This is a genomic window from Paraburkholderia bonniea (assembly GCF_009455625.1).
GTDB classification, from domain to species: Bacteria; Pseudomonadota; Gammaproteobacteria; order Burkholderiales; family Burkholderiaceae; genus Paraburkholderia; species Paraburkholderia bonniea.
In genome coordinates, this window is record NZ_QPEQ01000001.1 from 1973272 (window position 1) to 1986235 (window position 12964).

12 protein-coding genes are annotated in these 12964 nt (G+C 56.9%); 3 read left to right on the plus strand and 9 right to left on the minus strand.

Features of this window, described 5'->3' with window-relative positions; translation table 11 throughout:
• Window positions 1–266 precede the first annotated feature (266 nt).
• The 3 genes from guaA to guaB all read right to left on the minus strand — a co-directional run bounded on the left by guaA (window position 267) and on the right by guaB (window position 4157).
• Entirely contained in the window at window positions 267–1850 is a 1584-nt protein-coding gene (gene guaA, locus GH656_RS08560; protein ID WP_153075486.1) for a glutamine-hydrolyzing GMP synthase, read from the minus strand.
• A 183-nt stretch (window positions 1851–2033) separates the two neighbouring features.
• Window positions 2034–2690 (minus strand): hypothetical protein, encoded by a 657-nt coding sequence (locus tag GH656_RS08565; RefSeq protein ID WP_153075487.1) that lies wholly within the window; start codon window positions 2688–2690, stop codon window positions 2034–2036.
• Between the two features lie 6 nt (window positions 2691–2696).
• Window positions 2697–4157, minus strand: coding sequence for an IMP dehydrogenase (guaB, locus tag GH656_RS08570; RefSeq protein ID WP_153075488.1), 1461 nt, complete (start codon window positions 4155–4157; stop codon window positions 2697–2699).
• A gap of 254 nt (window positions 4158–4411) precedes the next feature.
• Here guaB and GH656_RS08575 point away from each other — a divergent pair, with 254 nt between their 5' ends.
• Window positions 4412–5386, plus strand: coding sequence for a DMT family transporter (locus GH656_RS08575; RefSeq protein WP_153075489.1), 975 nt, complete (start codon window positions 4412–4414; stop codon window positions 5384–5386).
• A gap of 75 nt (window positions 5387–5461) precedes the next feature.
• Here the strand turns inward: GH656_RS08575 and GH656_RS08580 are convergent, their stop codons facing one another.
• Both GH656_RS08580 and GH656_RS08585 read right to left on the minus strand, forming a co-directional pair.
• Window positions 5462–5812 carry an RnfH family protein gene (locus GH656_RS08580; RefSeq protein WP_153075490.1) on the minus strand — a complete coding sequence of 117 codons (351 nt, stop codon included), beginning with the start codon at window positions 5810–5812 and terminating at the stop codon, window positions 5462–5464.
• Window positions 5809–6246 carry a type II toxin-antitoxin system RatA family toxin gene (locus GH656_RS08585; RefSeq protein ID WP_153075491.1) on the minus strand — a complete coding sequence of 146 codons (438 nt, stop codon included), beginning with the start codon at window positions 6244–6246 and terminating at the stop codon, window positions 5809–5811. Before GH656_RS08585 ends, GH656_RS08580 begins: the two co-directional genes overlap by 4 nt.
• A 101-nt stretch (window positions 6247–6347) precedes the next feature.
• Between GH656_RS08585 and smpB the strand changes: the two genes are divergently transcribed.
• A complete protein-coding gene (smpB, locus tag GH656_RS08590) occupies window positions 6348–6794 on the plus strand; it encodes an SsrA-binding protein SmpB (protein ID WP_153075492.1) in 447 nt (148 codons plus the stop codon).
• A gap of 158 nt (window positions 6795–6952) precedes the next feature.
• Here the strand turns inward: smpB and GH656_RS08595 are convergent, their stop codons facing one another.
• The 3 genes from GH656_RS08595 to ppsA form a co-directional block, all read right to left on the minus strand.
• Window positions 6953–7885 carry an SPFH domain-containing protein gene (locus GH656_RS08595; RefSeq protein WP_153075493.1) on the minus strand — a complete coding sequence of 311 codons (933 nt, stop codon included), beginning with the start codon at window positions 7883–7885 and terminating at the stop codon, window positions 6953–6955.
• Between the two features lie 20 nt (window positions 7886–7905).
• Window positions 7906–8361, minus strand: a complete 456-nt coding sequence (locus GH656_RS08600) for an NfeD family protein (RefSeq protein WP_153075494.1) — start codon at window positions 8359–8361, stop codon at window positions 7906–7908.
• A gap of 115 nt (window positions 8362–8476) precedes the next feature.
• Window positions 8477–10882 carry a phosphoenolpyruvate synthase gene (ppsA, locus tag GH656_RS08605; RefSeq protein ID WP_153075495.1) on the minus strand — a complete coding sequence of 802 codons (2406 nt, stop codon included), beginning with the start codon at window positions 10880–10882 and terminating at the stop codon, window positions 8477–8479.
• A 342-nt stretch (window positions 10883–11224) separates the two neighbouring features.
• On the opposite strand from ppsA, the gene ppsR reads away from it, so the two are divergent.
• Window positions 11225–12040 (plus strand): posphoenolpyruvate synthetase regulatory kinase/phosphorylase PpsR, encoded by an 816-nt coding sequence (gene ppsR, locus GH656_RS08610; RefSeq protein WP_153076611.1) that lies wholly within the window; start codon window positions 11225–11227, stop codon window positions 12038–12040.
• A gap of 63 nt (window positions 12041–12103) precedes the next feature.
• On the opposite strand, the gene GH656_RS08615 is transcribed toward ppsR, so the two are convergent.
• Entirely contained in the window at window positions 12104–12886 is a 783-nt protein-coding gene (locus GH656_RS08615; RefSeq protein WP_153075496.1) for a TrmH family RNA methyltransferase, read from the minus strand.
• Between the last annotated feature and the right edge of the window lie 78 nt (window positions 12887–12964).

A 12964-nucleotide genomic window follows, 5' to 3' on the forward strand; every position in this document is an offset into this window, starting at 1 on the left:
AACCTCTACTTTTCATGATTATTTTTAATAATCAAATAGCTAATCCGTTTCAATACCATGGGGCAGAGAAAACCTTCAGCATGGTATTGAGAATCAGTCATGGCACTGCTCGAAATAACACCATTGGTTATGCTATGAAAAAAACGCTGTTTGCTTATGCACCACGGTGCCAGAAAATACCCGGCGAGAAAGCAAAAAAGCCCGCAGTGACGCGGGCTTCCGGGTGTTTTGATACGCCTCAATGCCTGGTGTTAGCAGATCTCAACTCACTCCCACTCGATCGTCGCCGGCGGCTTCCCCGAAATATCGTAGACCACTCGGTTAATGCCGCGAACCTCATTAATAATCCGGTTCGAAACATGCCCCAGCAAGTCATGCGGCAAATGAGCCCAGTGTGCAGTCATAAAATCCTGCGTTTGCACTGCGCGTAACGCCACAACGTATTCATAAGTCCGGCCATCACCCATCACACCCACGCTCTTGACCGGCAAAAACACCGCGAACGCCTGGCTCGTCAGGTCGTACCACGATTTACCTGTCTCAGCGTCAATAAACGTGCGCAGGGTTTCGATGAAAATCGCGTCCGCACGCCGCAGCAAGTCCGCGAAATCGCGCCGCACTTCGCCCAGAATTCGCACGCCCAAGCCAGGGCCCGGGAACGGATGGCGGTACACCATCGCTGGCGGCAATCCGAGCTTGACACCCAGCTCGCGCACTTCGTCCTTGAACAATTCACGCAGCGGTTCAAGCAGCTTCAGATTCAACGTCTCGGGCAAGCCGCCCACATTGTGATGGCTTTTAATCGTTTGCGCCGCTTTTTTGCCTTTACCAGCCGACTCAATCACGTCCGGATAAATCGTGCCTTGCGCCAGCCATTTGGCATCGGGCAGTTTGCTTGCTTCACGCTGGAACACTTCCACAAACTCCGCGCCGATAATCTTGCGCTTGGCTTCCGGGTCGGTCACGCCGGCGAGTTTCGACAAAAATACTTCGCTGGCGTTGACGTGAATCACTTTCACCCCAAGGTGATCGGCAAACGTCGCCATCACCTGCTCCGCTTCGTTCAAACGCAGCAATCCGTGATCGACAAAAACACAGGTCAATTGCTTGCCAATCGCCCGGTGTAACAACGCAGCCGCCACCGATGAATCCACCCCGCCAGACAATCCGAGAATCACCTGTTCATCACCCACCTGCTGGCGAATCGCGGCGACGGCTTCGTCAATGTAATGCCCCATCTCCCAGTCGGGTTGCGCCGCGCAAATCGTCAGCACAAACCGTTCGAGCATCGCTCGGCCTTGCGCCGTATGCGTGACTTCCGGGTGCCACTGCACGCCGTAAAAATGACGGGTCTCGTCCGCCATCGCGGCAATCGGGCACGACCCGGTTGAAGCCATCAACTGAAAACCCGGTGGCATGTCGAGCACTTTGTCACCATGGCTCATCCAGACCTTCAGCATGCCGTGGCCTTCTGCCGTCCGGAAGTCTTCAATGCCATCAAGAAAACGGGTATGACTGCGGGCGCGAACTTCAGCGTAGCCAAACTCGCGCAGATGGCCCGTCTCAACCTTGCCACCGAGTTGCTCGGCCATTGCCTGCATGCCGTAGCAAATGCCCAGCACTGGCACGCCAAGCTCAAACACCGCCTGAGGCACACGCGGCGTATCGTTGTCCGTGACCGAATTGGGCCCTCCAGACAAGATCACGCCTTTAGGAGCAAAGGCGCGAATAAACGCCTCATCAACATCGTAAGGATGAATTTCTGAATACACGTGCGCTTCACGAATGCGACGGGCAATCAATTGTGTGACTTGCGAACCAAAGTCGAGGATCAGGATCTTGTCATGCATGGCGTCGGACGGCATCAAGAGTGAACGAAAAGGAAACGCCGCGCAAAACGCGCGGCGTTGATCTGAAAACAGTACGGCTCAAAACACGTTTCAAAACACGCTGGAACACAGCAAGCGCAGCGATAGCGATGGTAGCGGCCGTGGCGACGAAAAAAACACAGCACACGTGGCGCTGGCAGCGCATCAACCGTGAAACGGTGGGCGCGGCCCCGCAGGGGTATCCGCAGCCGCGTCACGCGCGTCGTTGTCTGATGCTGATGCCGACGGATGCTCTGCCTGCGCGGCGGGCGATACCGCGGGCCTAGCACCGGCAAAACCATCTGAGCTGGTGGCCTCGGCCGGCGCGAATAACGGCTCGGTAACCACGCCACTAGTACGGGCCGCTTTACCTCCCGGCTTTTCTGCACGCGCTGTGGCGGCAGCTTCAGCGATACGGGCTTTCTCCCGTCGTCGCACCCCCCCTGCCAGCCGGATTTCGCCCAGGCCGATAATCAGTAGCACTGCGCCCGTCAGCCCTGCTACGAGCTGCCCAAAACCAGTCAAATCGGGCGTATGCAGACCAATCAGCCAGACCAGCATCAGCAAGCCCGTCAGCCAGGTCACATGCCCTGCCACGCGCGCCACCGGCACCGTGAATGCGCCATCAAACGAAGCATGCAACGCTAGCCATGCAAGACCCACCAGCGCAATACCGAAACCTTGCCCTGCCAGCGCAGGCTCCACCTGAACCAGTTGCAGTGCGTCGTATAACGCCTGCCACGGTGTCAGCAACAGCAGAAGACCAAACGCCAGCAGCATAAAAGCGTTGAGCATCAGAACGGCGCGCAGGAGTGGCTTCATCGGCGTTTAGTCCACGTGGTAGTTAGGCGCTTCTTTGGTGATCTGCACATCGTGCACGTGAGATTCACGCATCCCGGCAGAAGTAATTTCGACAAACGATGCCTTTTCATGCAGCTCGTCGATCGTGCGGCAACCGCAATAACCCATGCTGGCCCGCACTCCACCAATCAGTTGATACAAAATCGCGTTGACCGAGCCCTTGTAGGCCACCCGGCCTTCGATACCTTCAGGGACGAGCTTGTCGATATTGGCTGAGTTGTCCTGGAAGTAGCGGTCTGCCGCACCGTCCTTCATCGCCCCGACCGAACCCATGCCGCGGTACGACTTGAACTGCCGCCCCTGATACAGAAACACATCGCCCGGACCTTCTTCAGTACCGGCCAGCAAGCTGCCCATCATGACTGAATTAGCACCCGCCGCGAGCGCCTTGCTGACATCCCCCGAAAAACGCACACCGCCATCAGCCACAACCGGCACGCCCGTGCCCTTGAGGGCATCCGAAACATTGGCAATCGCGCTGATTTGCGGCACGCCGACCCCGGCGACAATCCGTGTGGTGCAAATCGAACCTGGGCCGATGCCGACCTTGACACCATCCGCGCCATGCTCGACCAGCGCGCGCGCTGCATCGGCCGTCGCAATGTTGCCACCGATCACGTCGACTTGCGGGAAACGAGTTTTTACCCACCGGACACGGTCCAGCACGCCCTTGCTGTGCCCATGCGCGGTATCCACCACGATCACATCGACACCCGCCTGCACCAGCAATGTCACGCGTTCTTCGTTATCCGCGCCGACACCTACTGCCGCCCCGACACGCAACTTGCCATGCTCATCCTTGCAGGCGTCCGGGTGTTCGGTTTGTTTGGTGATGTCTTTGACGGTCATCAGACCGCGCAGCTCAAATGCGTCGTTAATGACCAGCACGCGTTCAAGACGGTGGCCATGCATCAGCGCCTTCGCTTCAGCCAGTGAAGTTCCTTCACGCACCGTCACCAGCCGCTCGCGCGGCGTCATGATGGTTCGCACGGGTTCGTCCAGACGGGTTTCAAAGCGCAAGTCACGATTGGTGACGATACCCACCAGCTGCGCGCCTTCAACCACCGGGAAGCCCGAAATTCCGTGGTGCTGCGACAGCGCCCGCACATCACGCACCGTCAGGTGCGGGGGAACGGTAATCGGATCTCGCACGACACCCGACTCAAAACGCTTGACCTTGGCGACTTCGCTGGCCTGGGCGGCGGGGGTCATATTTTTGTGAACGATGCCAATGCCGCCGATCTGCGCAATGGCGATGGCAAGACGGGCTTCGGTGACGGTGTCCATGGCAGCGGACACGAGCGGGATATTCAGGGAGATGTTGCGGGTCAGTCTGGTTTTCAGGCTGGTGTCCCGCGGCAGAACGTCGGAAAAGTCGGGGACGAGGAGCACATCATCGAACGTGAGTGCTTTCTGGATCAGACGCATGGCAAATCCTATAGACGCAAAAGCGGATTATACGCGATACCTTTGCCTTTTTCAGTGCGCAAACAGCGGCTTAGCACTTTTTTGAGATTTTCCTCAGATGCACCGCAAAAGCTCGCCAGTCATCGGTTAAACCCTGTGCTTACCCGCTCCTCTCCGGCTCCACGCACGCCCTCTTTGTATGCAGAATCAAACAAGACACGCGACCTCCAGCCCGCTATCGTGCGTCATTGAGTTTTCTTGCTGTGGAGTCTGGAATGCAACGTGGTGTGGTCTACGGCATGCTGGCCGGTGCGTTATGGGGCATGGTGTTTCTGGTGCCTCATGTGTTATCTGATATTTCACCGCTCCTGCTGAGCGCGGGGCGTTACGTCATGTATGGCGCGGTCTCGCTGGCAGTCGCGCTACCGTTTGCCCGCTCATTGCTAGCACGCCTGACTCGCCAGGATCTGCGGGCGCTCGTGGTGCTCGCGCTAACCGGCAATCTGCTCTATTACATCTTGTTGACGGGGGCAGTGCAGCTGATTGGCGTCGCGCCAACCTCGCTGATTATCGGTGTGCTGCCGGTCACGGTCACCCTGCTAGGCCGCCGTGACGCACATGCAGTGCCATTGCGCCGCCTCGCATTGCCGCTGTCCATGGTGGTGGCTGGCATCGTCTGCATCAATATTGATGTGCTGCCGGTCGGTAGCCATCGCACCATTAGCGTCGCTACCTGGCTTGGCGGCATCGCGTGCGCGACTGGGGCCCTGGGCTGCTGGTCGTGGTTCGCGGTTGCCAACAGCCGCTATCTGCAGCGTCACGTGCATTTCAATGGCAACGAATGGTCGGTGTTGTGGGGCGTGGTAACTGGCGCGCTGGGCGTGCTGCTGTGGCTCGGCATTGCGCTGCTGCCCGCAGGGATAGTCCAGACAACGCTATCGAGCGAACGCTGGCAAGCATTCTGGCTCATGAATCTGGTGCTCGCCGTTGGCGCGTCATGGCTTGGCAATGGGCTTTGGAACGCCGCGTCAAAACGCCTGCCGCTGACACTTTCCGGTCAGCTCATCGTCTTCGAAACCTTATTCGCGCTGCTGTATGGCTTTATGTATGACCACCGGATGCCGCGGCCACTTGAAATCGCGGCGATCGTGCTGTTGATGGGCGGCGTGAGCTGGTCGGTGCGTCAGCATGCGGGCCGTGATGCTGAGCGCCCTGGCACTCAGGACAGCCTGCCCACGCCGGCACATTAAAACGCGCCGGGGGTATCGCGTGCAGCGTGGCATGGCGGGATGACATGAACCACGACGACCAGACACCCGGTGTGGCTAGCCCCCGCCTCCTTCCTGGCTCGGATCTCGCGGCCGCCACCGATGACCTTCCGTCGAGCCTGCCTTCCGGCTTTTATTGACGCGCCGGGCCCGTGCTGTTTTTGGATCGGCAGTCAGCGGCCGGTAAATTTCCACCCGGTCGTGATCGGCCAGCAGCGTGTCGAGTGGCTTCAGCTTGCCAAACACCCCTACTTTTTGCCGCTCGAGGTCAATCTCTGGATGACGCTGAAGGATGGCGCTGCGCACCAACGCCTGTTGCAACGTCGCACCGCGCGGCAGCGTAACCATGATCCGCGTTTGCTGGTCGGGCAACGCATAGCAGACTTCGACGGAAAGCATCTCACTCATGATGTGCCGTAACGCTGGTCAGCGCGCTTGACGAACGACTCGACAAACGTATTGGCAATATGACTAAAAACAGGTCCGATAAGCTTTTCGAGAATGATGTTGGCAAATTCGTAATGCAACGCAAATTCGATTTTGCAAGCGTCCTCGCGCAGCGGTGTAAACCGCCAGTAGCCTGTGAATTTGCGAAACGGCCCATCCGCAAATTCCATATCTATCTGGGTGGGACGCCGTTGCGTGTTGCGCGTAGCGAAATGCTGCCGAATGCCCTTGAAATTGATATCAATCCTGGCTTCCATGCCGGTTTCGTCCTGGCGGCGAATGTCGACGCCACCGCACCAGGGCAGGAAATTGGGGTAATCAGCGACATCGGTAACGAGGTCGAACATTTGTTCCGCCGAATGGCGAATCAGTACGGTTTTCTGGACATCCGCCATAAATTGGACAGGCACGCGGCAAGAGTGGACAAGCATCACGGGCTTTATTGGCCCCGCTTTGCTAAAATCGCGATTTTAAACGAGTTAGGCACTTTCCATTCATGAGCATCATCAATAACAGAAAAGCCTTCTTCGATTACTTCATCGAAGATCGCTACGAAGCGGGGCTCGTGCTCGAAGGGTGGGAGGTCAAGGCGCTACGCGCCGGGCGCGGCCAGATCAAGGAAGGCTACGTGGTGATCCGAGACGGTGAGCTGTTCCTGATCGGCGCGCACATCAGCCCACTGGCAGAAGCATCGACCCACATTCACCCCGACCCGGTCCGAACACGCAAACTGCTGCTGCATGCCGCTGAAATCAACAAACTGATTGGCAAAGTCGAGCGTAGTGGCTACACCATCGTGCCGCTCAATTTTCATTACAAAGGCGGCCGCGTCAAATGTGAAATTGGTCTAGCCAAGGGCAAAAAAATGCACGACAAACGTGAAACCGAGAAAAATCGGGACTGGGATCGTGAAAAAGCCCGCCTGATGCGCAAGCTAGCGTGAGCGCCGGTAACAAATTCCGTAACAACCTCAGCAATACATTCAGTAATAAAACGGCCCGCAGTTCATTCAATCTGAACTGCGGGCCATTTTTTCATCCAAGGGCAAGAAGGCAGGTCACGATGACAATGCCAGCTGCGCCAACTCATCCAGGCGCGTTGTCAGCGCACCTCTGCTGCCTTGTTCTTGTTCACAATCGTCAAGGCTGAGGCAATCATCGTGCTCATATCAGCCAGATTGCCCGGCACGATCAGCGTCGTGCCCTGCTTCGCCAAATTGCCAAACGCATTCACATATTGTTCAGCCACCTTCAGGTTCACCGCATCCATGCCCCCGGTTGACTGAATCGCGGCGGCAATTTTCTGGATGGCCTGCGAGTTCGCATCTGCCACGGCCAAAATCGCAGAAGCCTGGCCCTGTGCCTGATTAATCGCTGCCTGGCGCTCGCCTTCCGACTTCTGAATCGCCGCTTCACGGCCACCCGAAGCAATATTGATTTGCTCTTGCTTGCGCCCTTCCGAGGCTGCGATCAACGCACGTTTTTCACGCTCGGCCGTAATCTGTGCCTGCATTGCATGCAGAATTTCTTTTGGCGGCGTCAAATCCTTGATCTCGTAACGCAAGACCTTCACCCCCCAGTTCAATGCAGCCTCATCAAGCGAGGACACAATGCTGTGGTTAATGAAATCGCGCTCCTCAAAAGTCTTGTCGAGCTCAAGCTTGCCAATCACCGAACGCAAGGTGGTTTGCGACAGCTGCGTAATAGCGAAGACGAAATTGCTTGAACCATACGAGGCCTTCATTGGATCGGTCACCTGAAAGTACAGCACGCCGTCCACTTGCAACTGCGTGTTGTCCCGGGTGATACACACCTGGCTTGGCACCTCAAGCGGAATTTCCTTCAGCATGTGCTTGTAGGCCACCCGGTCCATAAACGGAACCACGAAACTCAGACCAGGCGCAAGTGTTCGTCTATAACGCCCAAATCGCTCAAGCACCCACGCATGTTGCTGCGGCACAATTTTGACGCTTTGCGCCACGCCCACCACAATAACGACGCCAAGCACCGCAGTAATTACGCTATTCCAATCCATTCTTCGCTCTCCTTTCTGGTTTAAACAGGTTGATGCTCGTCATTTGCCAAACGGTGTGCCACCACAATCAGGCAGCTACCGCGCAATGCGGCAATCGCATACAGGTGTGCATCCTCAGGCTCGCCTGCCGCGAGCTCAACATCCCATGCCGCGCCACGATAATTCGCCCGCGCGCGCCGCCCATGCCATTCAGGGATACTTAGAATTTGCCCGATATCGAGATTCAGATCTGGATTGCCCCCGGCCTCTCTAGCCGATTTACGACCGTATTTTGAGTACCGCAGCAACGGCACAGCCACCAGCGTAAACAAGCCCGCCAGCGCAAACTGCCAGGCTGTCGATACTCCCGCCCATTGCGCGAATGCAGCTGCGATAAAGCCCAGCGCTATCATCAACAGGTACAACGTACCGCTAAGCAACTCCAGCACGATAAGCATGCCCGCACCGATCCACCAGAACAATCCACCAGGCGTCACAGCAGCCTCCATAAAAAAACACCCCGGATATACCGGGGTGTTATAGCACGAACCTGACGTACTTTCTTTATCAGCCAAGCATGTGCGAACGCATCAAGCGCCATTCAGGCACAGATTATTTCGCCCCTGAATTGGCCAGCGCCTGCCATGTATCGATGATGGTATCGGGATTCAGCGAAATCGATGCGATCCCTTCCTGCGTTAACCATTGCGCGAAATCCGGATGATCCGACGGGCCCTGCCCGCAAATTCCCACGTACTTGTTTAAACGCAAGCAGGTGGAGATTGCACGTTGCAGCAGGAATTTGACCGCTGGGTCACGCTCATCGAAATCGACCGCGAGCAACTCCATACCAGAGTCGCGGTCCAGACCCAAGGTGAGCTGGGTCAGATCGTTCGAACCAATCGAGAAGCCGTCGAAATACTGCAGAAACTCTTCGGCCAAAATCGCATTCGATGGCACCTCGCACATCATGATGAGACGCAGTCCGTTTTCGCCACGTTTCAGACCATATTTGGCCAGCAAGCCAACCACACGCTCGGCCTGCTTCAAGGTCCGCACGAACGGCACCATGATTTCAACGTTATCCAGCCCCATCTCTTCACGCACGCGCTTAAGCGCAATGCATTCCATCTCAAACGCCTGGGCGAAATCTTCGGAAATATAGCGGGACGCGCCACGGAAACCGAGCATCGGATTTTCTTCGTCCGGCTCATAGCGTGAGCCGCCAATCAGCTTTTTGTACTCGTTCGACTTGAAATCCGACAGGCGCACGATCACTGGCTTCGGATAAAACGCGGCTGCAATCGTGGCAATGCCTTCGGTCAGCTTGTCGACATAAAACGCGCGCGGCGAAGCATGGCCCCGGGCAACGCTTTCGACCGCTTTCTTCAGATCTTGAGCAATGTTCGGATACTCAAGAATCGCGCGCGGATGCACCCCGATATTGTTGTTGATGATGAATTCGAGCCGTGCCAGCCCGACTCCGCCATTCGGCAATTGCGAAAAATCGAACGCCAGTTGCGGATTGCCCACGTTCATCATGATCTTGACCGGGATCGGCGGCAACTCACCGCGCTGTACGTCGGTCACTTCGGTTTCGAGCAGGCCGTCGTAAATCTTGCCTTCGTCGCCCTCGGCACATGAAACCGTGACTAACGCGCCGTCTTTCAGCAAATCAGTCGCGTCGCCACATCCCACCACGGCAGGCACCCCAAGTTCGCGCGCGATGATTGCTGCGTGGCATGTGCGGCCGCCACGATTGGTCACGATGGCGGCTGCGCGCTTCATCACCGGCTCCCAGTTCGGATCGGTCATGTCGGCTACCAGCACGTCGCCAGGCTGGACCCGGTCCATCTCAGACGGATCGTGAATCACACGCACCGGGCCCGCACCGATTTTTTGCCCAATTGCACGACCGGTGGCAATGACCTGCGACTGCCCTTTGAGCTTGAAACGCTGTTCGGCCTTGCCGGTCGCCTGGCTTTTTACGGTTTCGGGACGCGCCTGCAAGATGAAAATTTTGCCATCACGGCCATCCTTGCCCCATTCGATATCCATCGGCCGCTGGTAATGGCGCTCGATGATGACCGCGTACTTCGCCAGTTCAATCACGTCTTCGTCCGTGATTGAAAAACGGTTGCGCTGCTCGTGCGGCACATCGACGGTTTTCACCCGGCCCGGCTCGCCCGGATTAGTGAACTCCATGCGAATCAGCTTGGAGCCGATTGAGCGGCGAATAATCGGGTATTTGCCTTGTGCCAGTGTGGTCTTGAAGACGTAGAACTCGTCAGGATTGACCGCACCCTGCACGACGGTTTCGCCAAGGCCATAGCTCGAAGTAATAAACACCGCGTCACGAAAACCTGACTCGGTATCCAGCGTGAACATCACCCCCGCCGCGCCCACGTCCGAGCGCACCATGCGCTGCACGCCAGCCGACAGTGCGACCTCCGCGTGGGTGAAACCCTTGTGAACCCGGTATGAAATTGCGCGATCGTTATAGAGCGAAGCAAACACGTGCTTCATCCGGTCTAGCACGTCATCAATGCCCACCACATTCAGGTAACTTTCCTGCTGCCCAGCAAACGATGCATCGGGCAGATCTTCGGCTGTCGCAGACGAGCGCACCGCAAACGATAACTCTTCGGGCGAACTCTTCTGCAGCACTTCGAAGCCCGCGCGGATCTCGGCTTCAAGACGCGGTTGCAGCGGCGCGTCGATGATCCACTCCCGAATCTGCTTGCCTGCTTCAGCCAGCGCCTTGACGTCGTCGATATCGAGTGTTTCGAGCCGCTTTGCAATGCGCTCAGCCAGCGTGTTGTGTGCGAGAAAATCGCGGAACGCCAGCGCGGTGGTAGCGAAACCGGTCGGCACCCGAACCCCGGCTTCAGCCAGTTGGCTAATCATTTCGCCCAGCGAAGCATTCTTGCCGCCGACAATCTCGACGTCAGTCATGCGCAGCTGTTCAAACGGCACTACATACGCCTGATCCTTTGCAAGGTTGATTGATTGAGTCATACAAGCCCCTAAGTGAGAAAAAATACGCGGCTGTGCAAGTGGGCTTGAACACGGAATACGCCGAACACGCGACCGTGTCTTGCACAACCTGTTGGAGAAACAATCGTCCTGGATACGCCCCGCGATTTGCCTCCTGACGAATAATCCGGAGAATTAAAAATCGGCTAATTCACCAATAATTATTGGAAAATCCGCAATAAACTGCGCTTAACGGGCAATATTGGCAATAAAAAACCAGCACAATTGCTTATCCAACAGGTTGCCGCTATTCTACCGTGCTGCCATCTGCAAATGTGGCAGTCAGACAAGAATTACGCCTCAAACCCCTTTCTCTTCCCGCTGATGCCGCCCACCGTATTCATCGTCTCCGACGGAACCGGAATCACTGCCGAAACCTTCGCGCATTCGATTCTTTCCCAGTTCGACCAGAAATTCCGCCTCGTGCGCATGCCGTTTGTCGATTCGACAGAAAAAGCCTACGCGGCGCTCGAAAAGGTCAATGAGGCGGGCCAGCTCGAAGGCCGCCGCCCTATCGTGTTCACCACACTGGTCAACAGTGCGTCGAACCAGATCGTCAAAGGCTCAAATGCGCTGGTGCTGGATATGTTCCAAACCTTCGTCGAGCCGCTCGAACAAGAGCTGGAACTCAAATCGAGCCATGCGATAGGCCGCGGGCATCAGAATGCGGACACGGACGAATACAAAAGCCGCATTGAAGCGATCAATTTTTCGCTGGCGCATGACGACGGCCAGTCGAACCGTAATCTGGCCGATGCCGATGTGATTCTGGTCGGCGTGTCGCGCAGCGGAAAAACGCCAACCAGCCTGTACCTCGCCATGCAGTACGGCGTAAAAGCCGCCAACTATCCCCTGATTCCTGAAGACTTCGAACGCGGCAAGCTGCCCACGCCACTGATTGCGCATCGGCAAAAAATGTTCGGACTGTCGATTGATCCGCAACGGCTCTCGGAGATTCGCAATGAAAGGCGTCCGGGCAGCAAATATGCCGCGCTGGAAAACTGCCGTTATGAGATTAACGAAGCGGAAGCGATGATGCGGCGCGAGGGGGTCAACTGGCTGTCATCGACGCATAAGTCGATTGAAGAAATCGCTACGACGATCCTGCAGGAGATCAAGCTGGAGCGCCCTGCAAGCTAGGCTCAAGCCCCAAGGATCAAGGATCAACTGCAACTGAGCCAGCTCTGCCCCTGAGCAGATGGCTCAGCTAGTGCGCTGCTGGCGGCATTGCTCAAAAAAACACACGGCGGCGGCGGCAGCCACATTGAGCGACTCCATGCCACCCGGCTGCGGAATGGTCACGCGATGCGTGACCGCCTCCCGCCAGACACCCGATACGCCAGCACCTTCATTACCGAAGATCCACGCGCATGGCACCGACAAATCACAGTCGTACAGTGCCTGTGCGCCATGCGAATCGGTAATCACCACCGGCAGCGCCAAACGTTCAATCAACGCGGCTGAGGCGAAATCCTCATGAATAGTCAGCAGAAAATGCGCACCCATCGCTGAGCGCAATACTTTGGATGACCAGGCACCTGCGGTCCCCGGTGCACAAAAGACCTGCCCAATGCCAGCCGCTGCTGCGCTCCGCAAAATTGAACCCACGTTGCCCGCGTCCTGCACCCCATCCAGAACCACACAGGTTTGACTCACCTGCTGCGGCCATGGTGCAACTGGCTTGCTGATCTCCAGCACCATCCCGATGCCATGCACCACATTCGAAAGCGAGGTAAATAACGCCTCTGGCAAGGTCACGATCCGGTGCGCGTCAATGCGCGCGACGATGGCCCGCGCTTCGTCGTGGCGCAATGCGTCTTCGGTGATGATGCAGGTTTCCGGTTGTCCCGCCGTGTCGAGCCAGGCCTTGGCCAGATGGAGCCCTTCTAGCAGCGCATGTGCGTTGCGGCGCTGCTCGTGCGCTGAACCAGCCAGCAGTTTCAATCGTTTATAGAGCGGGTTATCCCGCGAGGTGATGGCTTTCACAGGAACCGGAACCGGAGTAATCAGGCGAGAAAAAAAACGGACGCTCTGGTATTGAGCATCCTGCGTGCACCGCAGCGT